The following is a 19021-nucleotide window of genomic DNA, read 5'->3' on the forward strand; positions in this document are numbered from 1 at the left end:
TCGAGGGGATGCCATCGCAGGCAAGCCAGCTCCCACATAAACCGTGCGCGCTTCAGGTTGCCGGAATGTTTAGGGCATCAGTACGGCGCGGCGGGCGTCGCCGAGAATGTCGACGCCATTGAGCACGAATTTCTGGGTGCGTACGTCGATGTCGATCACCGAAATGCCGTTATCCAAACGGTTGTAGGTGCGGCACGACAGCTCCAACGTGGTGAGCGCCTTTTCGCCCATTTTCAGCTTGGCTTCGCCCAGGGATTTCAACTTGCCGCCGACCGTGTGGTAGGTGAAATAGGTCTTGCCGTCCTGATCCTGACCGGCCTCACGCACGTTCAGCAGGATGTCGTCGCCCGTGCGTACGCCTAGGGCCAGCATGATTTCCGGGCCGGCCCCCTGCAGGATCAAGGTGGCATTGAGCACCTTGCCGCTCTTGGCCATTTCTTCAGCAATGAAGCGGCCACCGGACATGGCTTCCATATCGAATTCGATCTTCGGCGGGGTGAATTCCTCAACGGTCGCGGACAATGGCAGGCCTTGAAGGGTGGCCGCAATGGCCTGTCTGACTCGGTTGGTAAACATTAGAGAACGTCCTCCAGGAACTGCTCGATGATTTCATCGCGGGCGTTGAGTTGATAAACCATGTGTTCGTTCGGCGCGTAGCGGCCGTAGTCGATGACGATGAACCAGGTGCCGTTCTTGTACTTCTCGACGCTGTTCAATTCCGGGTGCAGGTACACGCTGCCGCCGGGAATGGTTTCGTCGGCCACCAGGGTTTGCAGCCAATCGTTGATGCGCTTGACCTCCTGGTCCATGAAGGACTTGGTGAGGTTCTTGGCCATGGCCTTCTGCCCGGCTTTGACCAGCTTGCGGCTGATGGCGTCTTCCAGGCCGACGTAGCTGATGAACTTGCCGGTGAGGGAACGGTTACCCAGCAGCGAGAAGCCGCCGAGGATGGTGCGGGCGTAGTAGCTCACGCCATAGCGGTTGAGCAGGTCGCCTTCGGTGGAGGTGTCGAGGATGTTGTACTCGACCACGCGGGAAACGTCCTCGGCGAAGGTCACCTGGTTGCCCGGGCTTTCCCACTGCTTGACCTTGGCCAGTGCGGCGATGGCCAGGGACGACGGCGACAGGAACACGTTTTTCTTCGCCGCCTTGGAGTACACCGACGGCATGTTGTGTACCAGCAGGCAGCGGTCGAAGCCGAGGTCGGCACCGCCCAGTTCACCGCTGTAGGTCACCTGGTCGGCAACACTGGCGTCTTTGCCATCAAGCACCACACGGGCCTTGATGCGCTTGCCGAAGGCAGCAAACTCGCTGGCCACGGCCTTGGTGCCGGTGAAGCCCGGGGCGCCAATGATGGTCAGGTCTTCAGGGACGCTGCTCAGGGCCGCCAGGCCCAGCTTGCGACCGGTGACGGGTTCGTTGCCGCCAATCACGTTGTTGAGGGTGTCGGCCGGGGTTGCGCCCTCCTCCACGATCACCACGTAGACCGGCACCTTCACCACTTTGAGGATCTGGTACACCGCTTGAAACAGCGTGCCCGACTCAGTACCGGTGGGGTCCAGCAGCGCCTGGGTGGTGAAGCTGTTGATACGGAACGGCGCGTTTTTCGGGATCGACCCGTGGGCGTTCGGCGCGGTGCCGACCAGACCGATCACGTTATCGCCCAGGCCACCCATGGCCTCGGGGGATTCGGTGGCGTTGACGGTGATGCCGTTGTGCTCGAAGTTCAAAACCTCAGCCATGATTATTCAGCCTTCTTGGGGGTGGAGTTGAGGACGCTGGTCAGTTCCAGACGGCCGGCGGTGCGCAGCGCGGATGCTTCGACGTCCAGCAGTTCCAGTTCCTCGCCGGCGGTGGACCAGTGGCCACCTCCGATGGGGAATGGGATGAGGACGGTGTAGGTTTGGCGGGTGGGCATGGTGAAATTCTCCAGGTGGAAAACGCCAAAGCCCCTGCGGGAGGGGCTTTGGGAGGCGAAAAAAAACCGCTTTCGCGGCAGCAAGTTATTTCAGGAAGGATGGAAAAACCGGCCATACAATCGTTGAGGGATCATTCCCTTGTTCAGGTATGTTTCGCAGTTGCTCGCGATAGGTCTTCACTTCTTCACGCTGTGCATCCGTCGCGGGGAAATCCGGCAACTGCGTAAAGTCAGTGGCGCGAAGGAAATGATTCCGTCGTTCGCGAATGGCCGCCCATTCAATCTCCGGCAGCGGCTTCGCAAGTTGCGGTGCGACAGTCTCAACATCAGTGTTTACAGCCATATCAAATCCTCAACTAAAAACTACAGTTTCGGCCAACGACAACTTGGTCTTTAGATCACCCACGGCAAATAGCCGACCATTACCTACGCGCATGGTGTCTATGCGAATAGTCGTGTAGTAAATATTTGGCACCAGAATCCTCAACATCACATTGCCATTTGCATCCACATAAATGGCCGGTGTCATATTGCCAAAGGTGGATACGCTTTGCAGCGATCTACTGGGCTGATAGCAATAACCAACCAACGTTTCGTCAATTATTCTGCCAGTACCGTAGCTATATCCCTGCACGTTGAACCAGAACATTTCAGAGTCCCGATTCACATTCAGAGGTATCTTGAAGTGAATATAAACTTTTTCACTGCTACCCAGATCAGTGGACACAAAGTCCCCCTGCGCCGTGGTTGCGTAGACGCCACCGGTTCCATACACATGACCTTGCAGAAGATTACGGCGGATCGTTCCCAGCGCCGTAGGATCGCCCTCGACATCTTTCAGGTTTCGCCACTCGTTGAATTGGGCCAATGCGGTTGCCATGGTCGAGTTGATAACGCCGATTTTGCCATTGACCGCGATGGTCAAGTTGTTCGCCGCCGTCACCAGCGATGTGATAGTCGTTTCTAGACTCACGATTTAAACTCCCTAACTGATAGACCTAAAGACCAGATTCCAGCGACATCACACGGAATAACAATTCAGTATGACGAGCCATATTGTCGATATTCGCCGTCGCAAGGACCGCAATATCTTCGCCCAATAAAATATTGAGATTGTCACTCCCCACCACAATCGTCACGCTGTCCGCCGGCAACGGCGAAACATCCAACGTAAACTTTTGCAGCACCCGCGCCGCCGCCGCTTTATACGTCAGCAACTTCCCGGCCACGGCATACACCGCCAGCAAGGTTCCACTGGCGAGATAAAATCCGAACTCGCCAATCTCATACTCGCCGTCGCCGTCAAACAGCGCGGCCATCCTGAGCTGGTGGTCGCCCAGGTCTTCGTAATCCACAATGGCGACCCGCTGGCGCTCATCGCGCAGGGCAACTTCAGTGCCGTCGGGGGTGTAGCGGCCGGTGCCGGCGCCGATGTGGGTGATTTCGCCTTTCAAGCCCTGGTTCTTTGCCTGCAGCACTTCATCCAATCCCTTGGAGGTGAAGCGCACCAGGCGCGTGATGTCATCTGTCATGGCTGCGCCCTGAGGTCGTAGTCGTTAATGGTGTAGTGCCGGGCGAGCCCGGTACTGTTAAGCCGGGCAGTCAGCGCCAATTCCGGCAACGCGCCGTCCAGATAAAACTCCCCGTCGCTTAACGGGGCATCGAGAACCTGTGTGAGCGCAAGCTGACCTTCGGTCTCGTGAACGATGGTGATCGTGGCCTGGTCCCGCTCGCTTTTCGCGGCGTTGACGCGGCGGATCAGCCGATTGTGATCACCACTGGACCAACTGCGCCCGATGATCGCCTGCACGTCGAAGGTATACGGCGTACCGATGGGGTGTTGCTGAAACCAGGCACTGATGTCGGGGGTAAAACCCAGTGACTCCACCGCATGGCTCAAGGCCTTGGGGGTGCCAGCCTGACGCTGGATCTGCCAGGACAGGGCCACGGTGAGTCGCTTTTCTGACTCGCTGGCATCGGCATCCCATTCGCTGACACCGCGATCGGCAGCCAGATAAGGAAGAAACTCGCTCGGAGTGTGCAGCGGGTTCATCAGCGCCGGAAACGGCGGCATGACCCGGTCGAGTAATACCCCGAACCCCAAATCCAGCGCCTTTTCCAGCGGTGAACTGTTGGCCGGCAACAAACTCGCTTTGAGTTCACTCATAGCGTGCGCACCTCCACCTCGACACCCGTGCAATAAGGGGCCTCGAACGCCGAGCTGACAATCGGCTCCAGCGGTTCAAGGATCTGCAATTGCGCCGCGCCAGCACTGTGGATGGCATAGTCGATCCAGCTCGGGTCCACCCGCCCTTCCAGGCGATGGCAGGACTCGGCGTACTCTTGCAGCAGCTTTTGCGCGGCGACCTGGGTGAGTCCGGAATCCGGTCCGGCGTTGATCTTCGCGACCACGCGGATTTTGTACGGCAGGATGTGTGCGCCTTGCACACTGACCAGGTCGGTTTCCGGACGTACATCCGGCCGGGCGAAATGCCGTCGCACGCCGTCCAGCAAGTCGGCAGACGGTGTGCCATCGCCCTCCCGCGCCAGGACAGTGACCATGACCTCACCCGGTGCGGTTCGCCGCCCATTGCCATCCTTGACCCGAACCGCATAACCGTCCGGGTCGAAGGTGTACGTGACCGTGACCACGCCCGGTGTCGCGCTCTGCACATTCACCGCAGGGCGTTCGCCGAGGGTGAACACTTCGCGGCGGTACTGCATGCGTGAGCCGGCGGCCGGGGCGTGGGGAGCGAGGTAGTAGCGCAGCCTGGCGTCGTCGTCGCTTTCCAGGGTCGGCGGCACCGGCGGGAAAGCGGCCGGGTCGCCGGGGTCCAGCACCTGGCGTTCCAGGCCCATATCGGCCAGGCGTGCATCCAGGTTGCTGCCGGTGGCCCACCACGCCAGCATCTGCTTGATGCGGGCGTTGTATTTACGCTCATGGGTTTGCAGACGCACGCAAAAGGCTTCCAGGGCCAGGGTCAGCAGTTCGCTTTCGTTGTCGAGGCTGACCTTGAGTTTGGCCGCGCTTTGCGGCGCGCGGGTGGCCACATAATCCACCACGAACGCCTTGAATTCGGCCAGCAAGGGTTCGAACTCGTCCACCGCAATGATGGCCGGTTCCGCCAGCTGGTTCTGGCCTGGGATCAGCATGCTCATGTCACGACCTCGAAGGTTTGTTGGCGGTTTTTCCAGGTGCCGGAGAAGCGCAGCAACAAGCCGGCACCCTGGCGAGTGGCGACGATGACCTGGGGTTGAAAGTCGCCGATGCCGTTCTGGGCGTTGTAGAACGCCTGGGCGGCGTGGCTCTGCGCAAGAATCAGCAGGTCATCGCCAAGGTTCTGGCCCAGCAGTTGCGGCACCCGCGAGCCGTACAACGGACGCTTCTGGCGGGTGCCCAAGGGAGTGGTGAGCGCTCGGGTGGCGCGCTGCACGAATTGCAGCCAGTCATCGACGGCTGCCCCGCTGTTTCGGTCGATACCGATCATGGGATGTCCTTATCGGGGGCTGATGAGGCGCCCTTGGTGGTCCACCACCGGGCCGCTGAAATGCGCACCACTGGCGTCGAGCAACAACGCGGTGCCGCCGATTTGCAGCGCGATGCCCTGGGCGCTGAGGATCAGGCTGGCGGCGCCGACTCGGGCCTCGATCTGTTCGCGCGAGCCGGTAAAGGTGGTCGGGCCGTTGACCCAGTTGAACGTGTGGCTGGCGTCGTCGTAGTCGCTCTGCGTACCGTCCTGATGGCGGCGCCGGGTTAACGACGCAACGCTGGAGACTGGCGGAAACAGACTGCTGTTGAGGCCGAACAAGGCCACGGACTGCGCACCTCCTTCGCCGCCGCCGTAGTTGAGCAACAGGCACTGCTCACCCACCGATGGAATGCGCGTTTCGGTTTGCGCACCGGCGCTGGGATTGAAAAAGCGAATAGCCGGCGTGAGCAGATCGCCATGGCTGACCTTGCAGGTATTGGCGGCAGCATCGACCTGCTGGCAAACGCCGATTCGGCAGAAACTGTCGGCACGTCGATACAGGTCTTCGAGTTGGGCTTCCATTTCTGCCAGACGCTCGACAATCGGCCCCAGTTGCATGCGTAAGAGCGCGTCGAACATGAGTTACTCCGCCAGTGGCTTGTATTGGTCAGGGTCGTTGATGTTGGTGACTTCCCAAGCGCGGGCAAACAAGGGTTGGCCTGTAGGGTCGTTGAGCAACACCGGTCCGATGTAGAGGGTTTGGGTGAAGGAAACAGTCCAGGTGTCGTAGTCCGTTCCTGCACCGGTCCGCGAAGACGGAGTGGCAACGATGTTCGTCGGCAAATCACACTGCGCCTGGGGCAGGCCCCAGCGGTTGTCCAGCACCAGGTCCATCAGTTGACTGGCCAGGTCGCAGGCATCGAACGGCAAGGCACCCGCAGCAACCATGGCCTTGAGTGAAATGGCCAGGGCGTGCGCCTTGCGCCCTTCGGGCGAGCGGATGCCGGGGCCATTGCCCTCGACCGTGACCAGCACGCCGGTGTTTACACCGCCCTCCTGAAAGTCCTGATGGCTGCCGATTTTCAGGTCGGGAAAGGCAACATGCAGCGCCTGGCCGATGGCTTGTGGCAATTGGGATGGTTTTTCGATGAACGTCATGTCAGTGGCTTCCTTGCAGCAATTAACGCGGATCCTGGCGCGGGCCTTCATTGATCCCGATACGTTTGGCCGCCCAGCGCTCGTAGAGCCCGATGGCGGCGTCGGCGCCGGCCATGGCGGTCAGGCATCCAATGGCGCCAGCCGTCCAGATCGACATGCCGGCGGCGTAACACAGCATCAGGGCTGAAACGCCGCAGACCATGCAGGCCCCGGAGCGCAGCGCCAGGCGCCGAATCAGCGACCAGCCACGGGCGCCTTCCTTGTCGGCACGCCACATTTCGCCGGACACGCCGCCGATCACCGCCAATATGATGACCAGCCAGATAGGCATTTCCGCTAACGCCTGTTGTTCGTTTGTCATGTCACGCCTCCTGGCTGAGCACTGGATAGTCCGTTTTTCATTCGCATATAGTTCGATGGGTAGGCATTCCAAAAAGCCCGGTCGCCCGGGCTTTTCAGTAATGCTGTCCGCGGACTTTCGGCGCTACTGGCGCGGTACGGTCCTTTCCTCATTGTTTTTCCGACCACGATCCCTGTCTGCCGGATAACTGCTTCTGGTGCTTTACGCTGCACACCCGGGTCAGTTGCCAACCCTCTGAACCATTAAGGCCGGTTCATCGCTGCCTGTTTTTGAAGCGCTACCCCTAAAGAGCGTCGGCATCCTTGCCGGTGTTGCCTGGCTTCCCTGCCATCGCTTCGATGGCATCCTTGCCGATGTTGCGTGCCTTCCTTGTCTTCCCTGGCGGCATCCTTGCCGCCTCCACCAGACCTTATTGGCTGGCTTGAGGTGAAGAATATGCATTTATGCATACACAGTCAATGCATAAATGCATTTATTTTCCTGATGAAATGCATGAACGCATTTTCAGCCAGGACGGCCTGGGGCTTGAGGCGTTTTGCAGGCGAAAAAAAACCTGCTCGTTGGCAGGTTTTGTCTTACAGAGGAAGGTTAGCGAGCGTACATGCCCCACCAGAACACATGACCGAGGATGCTGATCTGCTCGTCCTGTATGTCCTGGAAGCTATAGTCCTCGTCCGGGTGCTCATCGCGATTGAAGCTGCGCAGGCGAATCCCGGAAGGCAGGCGATAGAGCTGTTTAACCCGTAATTGCCCGTTGTGATTGATTGCATACAGGTCGCCGTCAACGATATCGCCAATGCCGCTCTTGCCTGCATTCACCCCGACCGTGGCGCCATCACGCAACACCGGCAACATGCTGTTGCCACGCACCGTCACACACTTGGCCTGGTCGAATTGCACACCGTTATGCCGCAGGCTGCGCTTGCCGAACCGCAGGCTGGCCTTTTCGCTTTCCTCGATGACGAATCTTCCTGATCCAGCAGCCAATTCAACCTCACGCAGAAAGGGGATCGACACCTCGTCGTCATTCACGGGGGTGTCGTCGTCCCACAAGCTTATGTCCTTGAGTTCCGAATGCATCGGGTCGCGTTCTTCGTCCCGCTGAACGCCTACTGCCGCGCGTCCGCGCAACTGATCGGTGCTGACACGAAAGTACTCGGCAATGCGGGAGATGTGCTTGTCCGACGGGTCAACGATCTTGCCGCTGAGGATCCGGGACAGGGTGGATTGAGGCACACCAGTACGCCGGTGAAGCTCCGTGGGGGAGATCCGGTCGCGATCCAGCAGCTCTTTGAGGACGATTGAAACATTGCGTTTTTGCATAACGGCAGATAGTGCCGAGAGATTCAGCGCTTGGCAAATGCTGATTTGCATATTTTATGCGTTATGGCCGATTCCTGATCCCGCATTCCGATAATGCGGCGCATGAAAGCGGTTATCGTCACTTTGATGTGCTAATCAAAAAGCATCTGACGTCGAAAACGCTCACAGATCAGAAATGCGCCAGGGCCAGAGACCGCGAATATCCATTCTCAGCCTCGCCGGTTACCGCAGTTATTGTGCTCGGTCTGGAAGTGAATACAGCTTCCAAACCGAGCGCGATTCCTGTGCTTGGCCAGGCATGCACATCGCTGCTAACGAACGTTTTTATCCAGAAACTCACGAATCACCGGAATGATTTCCCGGCCGTGGGTTTCCAGCGCGAAGTGCCCCGTGTCGTAAAAACGTATATCCGCCTTGGGCAGATCGCGCTTCCACGCCTGTGCCCCGGCCGGCAGGAAGAACGGATCGTTTTTCCCCCACACCGCCAGCAGCGGTGGCTGGTACTTGCGAAAGTACGCCTGGAACGCGGGGTACATGGCCACGTTCGAGGCGTAATCCAGCAACAGGTCCAACTGAATGTCCACATTGCCCGGCTTCGTGATCTGCAGCCCTTCCAGAGTGTAGCCGTCCGGCGACACCGTGCTCTTGTCGGCCACCCCTTCAAGGTATTGCCACTTGATGGAAGCCGGTGTCGGGAAGTCGTGCAGCGCGTCGCGGTTCTGTTGCGTCGGTGCGTGCCAGTACTTCTGGATAGGCGCCCAGCTGTCGCCCAAACCTTCCTCATACGCGTTGCCGTTCTGCGAAATGATCGCCGTGACTCGCTCCGGATGGGCGACCGCAAGACGCCATCCGACCGGCGCGCCGTAGTCGTGAACCATGAGCGCGTACTTCTGGAGCTTGAGCTGCTCGGTGAACTGGCCGACGGTCTTCGCCAGTTGGCTGAACGTGTAGGGATAGTCGCCCCGCGCAGGCGCTTCGGTAAAGCCGAACGCCGGCAGGTCTGGCGCAATCACGTGATAGCGATCGGCGAGTTCGGGAATCAGGTCGCGAAACATGAACGATGAAGCGGCGAAACCGTGAAGCAACAGCACCGTCGGTGCGCTGGGGTTGCCTGCCTCGCGGTAGAACACTTTCACATCACCTACTTGCTCGTAGCGGTAATGAACCTGGCGCGTTGCATCGGCGGCTTGCGCGCCGCCTGCCAACAGGGAAGCCGCGAGCGCGGCAGCGGCAATGGGTTTGGACGATGTCATGACGATTTCCTTGTAACCGTTAAATTTGAGGTTTGAAGGTTACGTACGATTTTGGTAACCTGTCAAACATATTTTATGGGTTACAAAAAAATGATGACCTCGACCCCTACCGCCTCCGGCGCTCTCTTCCTGGCTGACAACCTCGCCCTCGACTTCATCAACAGTGAGTACGGCGTGGGCGAGCAACAGCATGACTGCCTCAGCGATGATCAAAGCGTGACGAATTGGCTCAAGATGGCAGGGCTGTTGCCGGAGAACGCTCAACTGCAAGCGCCCCAGGGCCTGCTCGCCGAAGCACGCCAACTGCGTGACGCTGCAAGGGCGCTGGTGAACGCTGCAATGAATGGCGTTGCGGTGGATCTCGGTGTGATCAACCAGGTGCTTGAGGCTGGTCGCCCGTTCAGCAGGCTGGAATGGGAGAGCCAGGCGCAGGGATATCGGCTGGGCGTTCACCGAACGGACAACAGCCCGGAAAGCTTGCTGTGGCCGATAGCCGATGCGTTGGTGAATGTGGTGACGGGCGACAAGTTTGAATTCGTACGCCAGTGCGAGGCGCATGACTGCATTCTGCTCTTCCACGACTTGAGCAAATCCCACCGTCGCCGCTGGTGCAGCATGGCGACCTGCGGCAATCGCATGAAAGTGGCGGCGTTCCGGTCGAGGAAAAAACCTGACTAAGCGCCAAAAAGGGCGCGGCGCATTTGAATAAGTGCATCGTCCTCCTTTTGTGTTTTACCTGGCCGTTTGCAACCTGCGAACCCCCGACCTCGCGTGTTAACCTTGCGCCCATCGCAATAAATGCTGGGCCAAGCGCCCCTTTGCCCCACCACTTTCAACGAATTTGCCTACTATCCAATGAGTAAAAACAGCTCCGATCTGTCTTCCCACACCCCAATGATGCAGCAGTACTGGCGCCTGAAAAACCAGCACCCTGATCAGTTGATGTTCTATCGCATGGGCGACTTCTACGAAATCTTCTACGAAGACGCGAAGAAGGCCGCCAAGCTGCTGGACATCACTCTGACAGCGCGAGGGCAATCGGCGGGGCAGTCGATTCCGATGTGCGGGATTCCTTACCATTCGTTGGAAGGCTATCTGGTCAAGCTGGTCAAGCTGGGCGAGTCAGTGGTGATCTGTGAGCAGATCGGCGATCCGGCCACCAGCAAAGGGCCAGTGGAACGTCAGGTGGTGCGCATCATTACGCCGGGCACGGTGAGTGATGAGGCGCTGCTGGATGAGCGGCGCGATAACCTGATCGCGGCGGTGCTGGGTGACGAGCGTCTGTTCGGGCTTTCGGTGCTGGATATCACCAGCGGCAATTTCAGCGTGCTGGAGATCAAGGGCTGGGAGAATCTGCTGGCGGAGCTTGAGCGCATCAATCCGGTGGAATTGCTGATCCCGGATGACTGGCCCAAAGACCTGCCGGCGGAAAAGCGCCGTGGGACCAAGCGTCGCGCGCCGTGGGATTTTGAGCGTGACTCGGCGCTGAAAAGCCTGTGCCAGCAATTCTCGGTGCAGGACCTTAAAGGCTTCGGCTGTGAAACCCTGACCCTCGCCATTGGCGCGGCCGGTTGCCTGCTCAGCTATGCCAGGGAAACCCAGCGCACCGCCCTGCCGCACTTGCGCAGTCTGCGTCATGAGCGGCTGGACGATACCGTGGTGCTGGACGGCGCCAGCCGTCGCAATCTGGAGCTGGACACCAACCTCAGCGGCGGACGTGACAACACCCTGCAATCGGTGGTCGACCGTTGCCAGACCGCCATGGGCAGCCGCTTGCTGACCCGCTGGCTGAACCGTCCGCTGCGGGATTTGCGCGTGCTGCAAGCGCGACAGACGTCCATCAGCTGCCTGCTGGACGGCTATCGCTTTGAAAAGCTGCAGCCGCAACTCAAGGAAATCGGTGATATCGAGCGCATCCTCGCGCGCATCGGCTTGCGTAATGCGCGGCCCCGTGACCTGGCGCGACTGCGTGATGCCTTGAGCGCGCTGCCGCAGTTGCAAGAGGCGATGACCGAACTGGACACGCCGCACCTGCAACAGTTGGCGGTGACGGCCGGTACGTACCCGGATCTGGCCGCGCTGCTGGAAAAGGCCATTATCGACAACCCGCCCGCCATCATCCGTGACGGTGGCGTGCTCAAGACAGGCTACGACAGCGAGCTGGACGAGCTGCAATCCTTGAGCGAAAACGCCGGTCAGTTCCTGATCGATCTGGAAGCCCGCGAAAAAGCGCGAACGGGCCTGGCCAACCTGAAAGTCGGCTACAACCGTGTGCACGGCTACTTTATCGAGTTGCCAAGCAAGCAGGCCGAGTCGGCCCCCATCGACTATCAGCGTCGCCAGACCCTTAAAGGGGCCGAGCGCTTTATCACGCCTGAGCTCAAGGCGTTCGAAGACAAGGCGCTGTCGGCCAAGAGCCGCGCCCTTGCGCGGGAAAAAATGCTCTATGAGGCCCTGCTCGAAGACCTGATCAGCCGCCTGGCGCCCCTGCAGGACACCGCGGCCGCCCTGGCGGAGCTGGATGTGCTGAGCAATCTGGCCGAGCGTGCGCTGAACCTGGACTTGAACTGCCCGCGTTTTGTCAGCGAACCGTGCATGCGCATCGTGCAGGGTCGCCATCCGGTGGTGGAGCAGGTATTGACTACCCCGTTCGTGGCCAACGACCTGGCGCTGGATGACGATACCCGCATGTTGGTGATCACCGGTCCCAACATGGGTGGTAAATCCACTTACATGCGTCAGACCGCTTTGATTGTATTGCTGGCGCATATCGGCAGCTTTGTGCCGGCGGCGAGCTGTGAATTGTCGCTGGTGGACCGCATTTTCACGCGGATTGGTTCCAGCGATGACCTGGCCGGTGGCCGTTCGACCTTTATGGTGGAGATGAGCGAAACCGCCAACATCCTGCACAACGCCACCGAGCGCAGCCTGGTGCTGATGGACGAAGTCGGACGCGGCACCAGCACCTTCGACGGCCTCTCCCTGGCCTGGGCGGCTGCCGAGCGCCTGGCGCACCTGCGTGCCTATACGCTGTTTGCCACCCATTATTTCGAACTCACGGTACTGCCGGAAAACGAGCCGCTGGTGGCCAACGTGCACCTTAACGCCACTGAGCACAACGAGCGTATCGTGTTCCTGCACCATGTGCTGCCAGGCCCGGCCAGCCAGAGCTACGGCCTGGCCGTGGCACAACTGGCCGGCGTGCCGGGCGACGTAATCACCCGCGCCCGCGAGCACCTCAGCCGTCTGGAAACCACGGCGCTGCCCCATGAAAACGTGGTGGCCAGCCCCGCCAAGGCCAGCAGGAAACCCGCCGCACCGCATCAGAGCGACATGTTCGCCAGTTTGCCCCACCCGGTGCTGGACGAACTGGCCAAACTCGATATCGATGACCTGACGCCGCGCAAAGCGCTCGAAATGTTATATGCACTGAAGACTCGGATATAACGCAGACGCTTGCAAGCTGGTAGACTCTCGCGCGGTTTGGGATGCTGCAGGCTCTTAGCCTGGCCTGCAGACTATCGCTCCCGAACCTCGCGAGCCCCGCCACAAGGGGTTTCGCTGCCGCCGCCTGAGGAGAGAATTAGAAATGACCTTCGTCGTCACCGACAACTGCATCAAGTGCAAGTACACCGACTGCGTAGAAGTGTGTCCGGTGGACTGCTTCTACGAAGGCCCGAACTTCCTGGTCATCCACCCGGACGAGTGCATTGACTGCGCCCTGTGTGAGCCTGAATGCCCGGCCGTCGCGATTTTCTCCGAGGATGAAATTCCGGCAGGTATGGAAAACTTCATTCAATTGAATGTCGAGCTGGCGGAGATCTGGCCAAACATCACCGAAAAGAAAGACTCGCTGCCGGACGCGGCCGAGTGGGACGGCAAGACAGGCAAGATCGAATTCCTGGAGCGCTGAAACGCGCCACCGCCCCAATAAAAAAGGCCCTTTGCGGGCCTTTTTTGCATTCCTGGGCAGCTATTTAACGGGCAGGTATTTCACTTTTCTGCAGGCGAAAAAAAGGGGCGGTATGACCCGCCCACATTTCTTCCCTGTCCCTGTATTCCTTTTTCATCGTCCTGATGAATCGCATCCTGCGACGTTCCTTCAAACCACCGTTCCCTGATGGCCGTGTCATTCCGTGGACACAGGGCTGATGTTAAAGAGTTCCAAGGGATGTTCAACCGGATACTACGGAGCTGCTGACAGGTGCCGGAGTCCAAGACTCTATAAATAATTGTTGTTTTTCAAAAGGATAGAAAAATCTCGCAGCGATTCAAGGCAGACATGGCGAGCAAAAAAACCAAACACTTACGGAAAAGTAAGCCAATGCTTACATCAGCGATTGCGTAAAAGCGCAAGGACACGCTTGAAGCGTAGTTTTGCAGGCGCGAGCACGCTCGCCCCTGCAGCGTGAGGATCAGTCGTCGCTGACCGTAATGGTCGGCATTGCCGGCGCTGCCGCTTCCTGCAATACGATGCGCGCCCCGACATGACGCGCCAGTTCCTGATAAACCATCGCGATCTGGCCATCGGGTTCTGCTGCCACGGTGGGTTTGCCGCCGTCGGCCTGCTCGCGAATGCTCATCGACAGCGGCAACGAGGCCAGCAGCTCGACGTCGTATTGGCTCGCCAGCTTTTCACCACCGCCTTCGCCAAACAGATGCTCGGCATGCCCGCAGTTGGAACAGATGTGCACGGCCATGTTTTCCACCACACCCAGTACCGGGATGTTGACCTTGCGGAACATCTCCACGCCCTTTCTGGCGTCAAGCAGCGCCAGGTCCTGGGGGGTGGTGACGATGACCGAGCCGGCCACCGGGACTTTTTGCGCCAGGGTCAACTGGATATCACCCGTGCCGGGTGGCATGTCGATCACCAGGTAGTCCAGGTCGCCCCAGGCGGTCTGGGTGACCAATTGCAATAACGCACCCGACACCATCGGCCCGCGCCACACCATCGGCGTGTTGTCATCGGTGAGAAAGGCCATGGACATGACTTCCACACCCAGAGACTCGATCGGCACGAACCACTTCTGGTCTTTGACCTTCGGCCGCGTGCCTTCGGCGATACCGAACATCACGCCCTGGCTGGGGCCGTAGATATCCGCGTCGAGAATGCCCACCCGCGCGCCCTCACGTGCCAGGGCCAGGGCCAGGTTGGCGGCCGTGGTCGATTTGCCTACGCCGCCCTTGCCGGACGCTACGGCGATCACGTTCTTCACGTTGGCCAGGCCAGGGATCTGCGCCTGGGCCTTGTGCGGCGCGATCACGCATTGAATGTCGACCGTGGCTGTGCGCACGCCGTCCAGGCCTTCGATGGCCATCTGCAGCATCTGCGCCCAGCCGCGCTTGAACAGGCCTGCGGCATAGCCCAGTTCCAACTCAACGGTTACCTGGTCACCCTGGACCTCGATGGCGCGTACGCAACCGGCACTCACCGGATCCTGGTTCAAATAGGGGTCGGTGTACTGGCGAAGAACGGCTTCCACCGCTGCGCGATTGACGGCGCTCATGGGCTACTCCCGAAAAAGGACTGACTGAAACAGGCGGCTATCCTAACCGTTCCGCTCGCTCAACGGCATGCTTTCGGCTGTGCGCAAGAGACTGAAACAGCGCCACGGGGTGAAATAAATCGCCCGGCGCTTTATAGTGGCCGACCTCCGTTTCATCAAGTAGCCGAGCCCCATGTCCGAGCCACGCAAGATCCTCGTCACCAGCGCCCTGCCCTATGCCAATGGTTCCATCCATCTTGGCCATATGCTTGAGTACATCCAGACCGATATGTGGGTGCGCTTCCAGAAGCATCGCGGCAACCAATGCATTTATGTCTGCGCCGACGACGCCCATGGTTCGGCCATCATGCTTCGCGCCGAAAAGGAAGGGATCACCCCGGAACAACTGATCGCCAACGTGCAGGCTGAACACAGCGCCGACTTTGCCGAGTTCCTGGTGGATTTCGACAACTTCCACTCGACCCACTCCGAAGAGAACCGTGAGCTGTCGAGCCAGATCTACACGCGACTGCGTGATGCCGGGCACATTGATACGCGCTCGATCACCCAGTATTTCGACCCGGAAAAGAAAATGTTCCTGGCCGACCGCTTCATCAAGGGCACCTGTCCGAAATGCGGCACCGATGACCAGTACGGCGATAACTGCGAGAAGTGCGGCGCCACCTACGCCCCCACTGACCTGAAGAATCCGAAGTCGGCCATCTCCGGCGCCACGCCGGTGCTCAAGGACTCGCAGCACTTCTTCTTCAAGCTTCCGGATTTCCAGGAGATGCTGCAGACCTGGACCCGCAGCGGCACCCTGCAGGATGCCGTCGCCAACAAGATCGCCGAATGGCTGGATGCCGGCCTGCAACAGTGGGACATTTCCCGCGATGCGCCGTATTTCGGCTTCGAGATTCCGGGCGAGCCGGGCAAGTATTTCTACGTGTGGCTGGACGCGCCAATCGGCTACATGGCCAGCTTCAAGAACCTGTGCGACCGTACGCCGGACCTGGACTTCGATGCCTTCTGGGCCAAAGACTCCACCGCCGAGCTGTACCACTTCATCGGCAAGGACATCGTCAACTTCCACGCCCTGTTCTGGCCGGCGATGCTCGAAGGCTCGGGTTATCGCAAGCCGACCGGCATTGCCGTACACGGCTACCTGACCGTCAATGGCCAGAAGATGTCCAAGTCCCGTGGCACCTTTATCAAGGCGCGCACCTACCTGGACCACCTGTCGCCGGAATACCTGCGCTACTACTACGCCTCCAAGTTGGGCCGTGGCGTCGACGACCTCGACTTGAACCTTGAGGACTTCGTACAGAAGGTCAACTCCGACCTGGTAGGCAAAGTCGTCAACATTGCCAGCCGTTGCGCCGGGTTCATCCACAAGGGCAACGCCGGTCTCATGGTGGCGGACAACGCCGCGCCGGAGCTGACCGAGGCTTTCCTGGCCGCTGCGCCAGGTATCGCCGACGCCTATGAAGCCCGTGACTTCGCCCGCGCCATGCGCGAGATCATGGGCCTGGCCGACCGCGCCAACGCGTGGATCGCCGACAAGGCGCCATGGTCGCTGAACAAGCAGGAAGGCAAAGAGGCTGAAGTACAGGCAATCTGCGCCACCGGCGTCAATCTGTTCCGCCAGTTGGTGATCTTCCTCAAACCGGTGCTGCCGTTGCTGGCGGCCGATGCCGAGGCGTTCCTCAACGTCGCGCCGTTGACCTGGAACGATCACGCCACACTGCTGGGTAATCATCAATTGAATGCGTTCAAACCCCTGATGACCCGCATCGACCCGGTGAAAGTCCAGGCCATGACCGACGCCTCGAAAGAAGACCTGATCGCCAGCCAGACCGACACGGGTGCATCTGCCTCCGCCGGCAACGGCGAACTGGCCAAGGACCCGTTGTCACCGGAAATCGACTTCGACGCCTTTGACGCTGTGGACCTGCGTGTGGCACTGATTCTCAAGGCCGAAGCCGTGGAAGGTGCCGATAAACTGCTGCGTCTGACACTGGACCTGGGTGGCGAGCAGCGCAACGTGTTCTCCGGCATCAAGAGCGCGTACCCGGACCCGTCCAAGCTCGATGGGCGCCTGACCATGATGGTCGCCAACCTCAAGCCGCGCAAAATGAAGTTCGGCATCTCCGAAGGCATGGTGATGGCCGCCGGCCCTGGTGGTGAGGAAATCTACCTGCTGAGCCCGGACAGCGGCGCCAAGCCGGGACAGCGCATCAAGTAGTAATGACAGGTTTCAATGCATGAGCCTGATTCAACGTATCGACGCGCTGTTACCGCAGACCCAATGCGGCAAGTGCGGGCACCCGGGCTGCAGGCCTTACGCCGAGGGCATCGCTCTGGGGGAGGCGATCAACAAGTGCCCGCCCGGCGGACAGGAGACGATCGTCGGGCTTGCACACCTGCTGAATGTGCCGGTGCTGGATCTGGACACGGCCCGTGGCGAAGCCCCGGCACAGGTTGCCTATATCCGCGAAGCCGAGTGCATCGGGTGCACCAAATGCATTCAGGCGTGCCCGGTGGATGCCATTGTCGGCGCCGCAAAGCTGATGCACAGCGTGATCATCGATGAATGCACAGGCTGCGACCTGTGCGTGGCGCCCTGCCCGGTCGATTGCATCGACATGCGTCCCCTGACTACTGCCCTGCCGATTGTCGGCGACCTCGCGGCCAACGATCATCAACGCCATCTGCGCAGCATCAAGCGCGACCGGGCGCGGCGTCGCTTTGAACAACGCAACGCACGCCTGAAGCGGGAGGACACACACAGGATTGCCGAGCGCCTGGCGCGGGTCCAGCCGCCACTCCCTCCCCCCCAAAACCAATCGATGCCGCCGAGGCTGCCGTCAAGAAAGCCAAAGTCGGCGTCGCGATGAGTCGCGCACAGCTGCATAAATCCCTGAAGGCGTTCGGTCACCCGCCGACCTTTGAACAGCAGTCACAACTGATCATCCTGCAGCAGCACTTCGAGGCGGCGGAACGCACGCTGGCCGCACTGCTTGAACCCACCTCAACATCACGCTGACCGCCAGCAAGGAACACCCGCCCGATGAACGCCGCCAAACGCCTGGAAATTTTCCGCAGGCTTCACGAAGACAACCCGGAACCCAAAACCGAACTGGCCTACTCATCGCCATTCGAGTTGCTGATTGCGGTGATTCTCTCGGCGCAGTCCACGGACGTCGGCGTCAACAAGGCCACGGCCAGGCTGTATCCCATCGCAAACACGCCGGCAGCGATCCATGCGCTGGGTGTTGAAGGTTTGTCCGAATACATCAAGACCATCGGCCTGTACAACAGCAAGGCAAAAAATGTGATTGCGACCTGCCGGATGCTGATGGAGCTGCATGGCGGTGAAGTGCCACAAACCCGCGAGGCCCTGGAAGCCCTCCCCGGCGTGGGACGCAAGACTGCCAACGTGGTGCTGAACACCGCGTTCCGGCAACTGACCATGGCGGTGGATACGCATATTTTTCGCGTCAGCAACCGCACCGGTATTGCCCGCGGAAAAAACGTGGTGGAAGTGGAAAAGCAGCTGATGAAATTTGTGCCAAGGCAATATCTGCTCGATTCCCATCATTGGCTGATCCTGCACGGGCGCTATGTCTGCCAGGCACGCAAGCCACGCTGCGGCAGCTGTCGCATCGAAGACCTGTGTGAATACAAGGAAAAAACCTCCGATGATTGATCGATCATTGGTTTTATTGATTCGACGATTGAAAAAATCTTTTTTACCCGCCCGTGAATTATCGTTATAAGGAGCGCCAACGGCAGTCTTAGCCCGGAGTTAACCTTATGAGCGCTGGCGAAGAACAACTGGAAATGAGCGACGACCTCGTTGAGTCGGATGACGACGTGGTAGAGACGCCTGTGGTTGAGGTGGCCAAGACCAATTTGAGCAAACGCCGCACCATCGACAATCTCCTTGAAGAGCGACGTTTGAAAAAACAGTTGGCCGACTACGACTTCGACCTCTGATACAACCGAAAACGGCCAGAAGCCTCCCTTACGGAGGCTTTTTTCTGCCG

21 protein-coding genes and 1 pseudogene are annotated in these 19021 nt (G+C 59.5%); 7 read left to right on the forward strand and 15 right to left on the reverse strand.

All coding sequences use genetic code 11. From position 1 onward, the window contains the following. Positions 1-69: 69 nt before the first annotated feature. The 14 genes from ACXX81_RS16925 to ACXX81_RS16990 all read right to left on the reverse strand — a co-directional run bounded on the left by ACXX81_RS16925 (position 70) and on the right by ACXX81_RS16990 (position 9483). Entirely contained in the window at positions 70-576 is a 507-nt protein-coding gene (locus ACXX81_RS16925; protein ID WP_209989341.1) for a phage major tail tube protein, read from the reverse strand. Beyond that, on the reverse strand, positions 576-1742 hold the full coding sequence (locus ACXX81_RS16930) for a phage tail sheath protein (RefSeq protein WP_209989338.1): 1167 nt from the start codon (positions 1740-1742) through the stop codon (positions 576-578). The genes ACXX81_RS16925 and ACXX81_RS16930 overlap by 1 nt, the downstream gene beginning before the upstream one ends. 2 nt (positions 1743-1744) lie before the next feature. Continuing rightward, positions 1745-1918 carry a hypothetical protein gene (locus ACXX81_RS16935; RefSeq protein ID WP_169793791.1) on the reverse strand — a complete coding sequence of 58 codons (174 nt, stop codon included), beginning with the start codon at positions 1916-1918 and terminating at the stop codon, positions 1745-1747. An 85-nt stretch (positions 1919-2003) separates the two neighbouring features. Further along, positions 2004-2261 carry a tail fiber assembly protein gene (locus ACXX81_RS16940; RefSeq protein ID WP_458572084.1) on the reverse strand — a complete coding sequence of 86 codons (258 nt, stop codon included), beginning with the start codon at positions 2259-2261 and terminating at the stop codon, positions 2004-2006. A 9-nt stretch (positions 2262-2270) separates the two neighbouring features. Beyond that, positions 2271-2891, reverse strand: a complete 621-nt coding sequence (locus ACXX81_RS16945; protein ID WP_458572085.1) for a hypothetical protein — start codon at positions 2889-2891, stop codon at positions 2271-2273. 25 nt (positions 2892-2916) lie between these two features. After that, on the reverse strand, positions 2917-3450 hold the full coding sequence (locus ACXX81_RS16950; protein WP_458572086.1) for a hypothetical protein: 534 nt from the start codon (positions 3448-3450) through the stop codon (positions 2917-2919). Next, positions 3447-4085: a phage tail protein I gene (locus tag ACXX81_RS16955; RefSeq protein ID WP_209989329.1), complete on the reverse strand. Its 639-nt coding sequence runs from the start codon at positions 4083-4085 to the stop codon at positions 3447-3449. Before ACXX81_RS16955 ends, ACXX81_RS16950 begins: the two co-directional genes overlap by 4 nt. Continuing rightward, on the reverse strand, positions 4082-5077 hold the full coding sequence (locus tag ACXX81_RS16960) for a baseplate J/gp47 family protein (protein WP_209989326.1): 996 nt from the start codon (positions 5075-5077) through the stop codon (positions 4082-4084). The genes ACXX81_RS16955 and ACXX81_RS16960 overlap by 4 nt, the downstream gene beginning before the upstream one ends. Beyond that, the gene (locus ACXX81_RS16965; protein WP_015371360.1) at positions 5074-5406 is read right to left on the reverse strand and encodes a hypothetical protein; all 333 of its coding nucleotides are present in this window, start codon (positions 5404-5406) and stop codon (positions 5074-5076) included. Before ACXX81_RS16965 ends, ACXX81_RS16960 begins: the two co-directional genes overlap by 4 nt. Before the next feature lie 9 nt (positions 5407-5415). Further along, positions 5416-6027 carry a phage baseplate assembly protein V gene (locus tag ACXX81_RS16970; RefSeq protein ID WP_231421863.1) on the reverse strand — a complete coding sequence of 204 codons (612 nt, stop codon included), beginning with the start codon at positions 6025-6027 and terminating at the stop codon, positions 5416-5418. Between the two features lie 3 nt (positions 6028-6030). Continuing rightward, positions 6031-6546: a hypothetical protein gene (locus ACXX81_RS16975; RefSeq protein ID WP_458572087.1), complete on the reverse strand. Its 516-nt coding sequence runs from the start codon at positions 6544-6546 to the stop codon at positions 6031-6033. Between the two features lie 22 nt (positions 6547-6568). Next, positions 6569-6907 carry a phage holin family protein gene (locus tag ACXX81_RS16980; protein WP_003231384.1) on the reverse strand — a complete coding sequence of 113 codons (339 nt, stop codon included), beginning with the start codon at positions 6905-6907 and terminating at the stop codon, positions 6569-6571. A 588-nt stretch (positions 6908-7495) separates the two neighbouring features. Continuing rightward, the gene (locus tag ACXX81_RS16985) at positions 7496-8230 is read right to left on the reverse strand and encodes a LexA family transcriptional regulator (protein WP_458572088.1); all 735 of its coding nucleotides are present in this window, start codon (positions 8228-8230) and stop codon (positions 7496-7498) included. Positions 8231-8541: 311 nt separating this feature from the next. Beyond that, complete coding sequence (locus ACXX81_RS16990) at positions 8542-9483, reverse strand: alpha/beta fold hydrolase (RefSeq protein ID WP_458572089.1); 942 nt, start codon at positions 9481-9483, stop codon at positions 8542-8544. 90 nt (positions 9484-9573) lie between these two features. Here ACXX81_RS16990 and ACXX81_RS16995 point away from each other — a divergent pair, with 90 nt between their 5' ends. The 3 genes from ACXX81_RS16995 to fdxA all read left to right on the forward strand — a co-directional run bounded on the left by ACXX81_RS16995 (position 9574) and on the right by fdxA (position 13396). Further along, positions 9574-10161 (forward strand): CGNR zinc finger domain-containing protein, encoded by a 588-nt coding sequence (locus ACXX81_RS16995; RefSeq protein WP_458572090.1) that lies wholly within the window; start codon positions 9574-9576, stop codon positions 10159-10161. Between the two features lie 177 nt (positions 10162-10338). Next, the gene (gene mutS / locus ACXX81_RS17000; protein WP_458572091.1) at positions 10339-12930 is read left to right on the forward strand and encodes a DNA mismatch repair protein MutS; all 2592 of its coding nucleotides are present in this window, start codon (positions 10339-10341) and stop codon (positions 12928-12930) included. A 142-nt stretch (positions 12931-13072) separates the two neighbouring features. Continuing rightward, positions 13073-13396 (forward strand): ferredoxin FdxA, encoded by a 324-nt coding sequence (gene fdxA / locus ACXX81_RS17005; protein ID WP_057007697.1) that lies wholly within the window; start codon positions 13073-13075, stop codon positions 13394-13396. Between the two features lie 502 nt (positions 13397-13898). Here the strand turns inward: fdxA and apbC are convergent. Beyond that, a complete protein-coding gene (gene apbC / locus ACXX81_RS17010; protein ID WP_209989310.1) occupies positions 13899-14993 on the reverse strand; it encodes an iron-sulfur cluster carrier protein ApbC in 1095 nt (364 codons plus the stop codon). A gap of 172 nt (positions 14994-15165) precedes the next feature. Between apbC and metG the strand changes: the two genes are divergently transcribed. The 4 genes and pseudogenes from metG (at position 15166) to ACXX81_RS17030 (ending at position 18971) form a co-directional block, all read left to right on the forward strand. Then, positions 15166-17217, forward strand: coding sequence for a methionine--tRNA ligase (metG, locus tag ACXX81_RS17015; protein WP_209989307.1), 2052 nt, complete (start codon positions 15166-15168; stop codon positions 17215-17217). Between the two features lie 19 nt (positions 17218-17236). Next, a pseudogene (rsxB, locus tag ACXX81_RS17020) lies at positions 17237-17991 on the forward strand (electron transport complex subunit RsxB); the annotation flags it as partial. A 51-nt stretch (positions 17992-18042) separates the two neighbouring features. Beyond that, positions 18043-18681, forward strand: coding sequence for an endonuclease III (gene nth / locus ACXX81_RS17025; protein WP_458572092.1), 639 nt, complete (start codon positions 18043-18045; stop codon positions 18679-18681). Between the two features lie 107 nt (positions 18682-18788). Beyond that, positions 18789-18971 (forward strand): PA3496 family putative envelope integrity protein, encoded by a 183-nt coding sequence (locus ACXX81_RS17030; protein WP_209989286.1) that lies wholly within the window; start codon positions 18789-18791, stop codon positions 18969-18971. Positions 18972-19021: the final 50 nt, after the last annotated feature.

This window comes from Pseudomonas sp. GNP013, assembly GCF_054343995.1.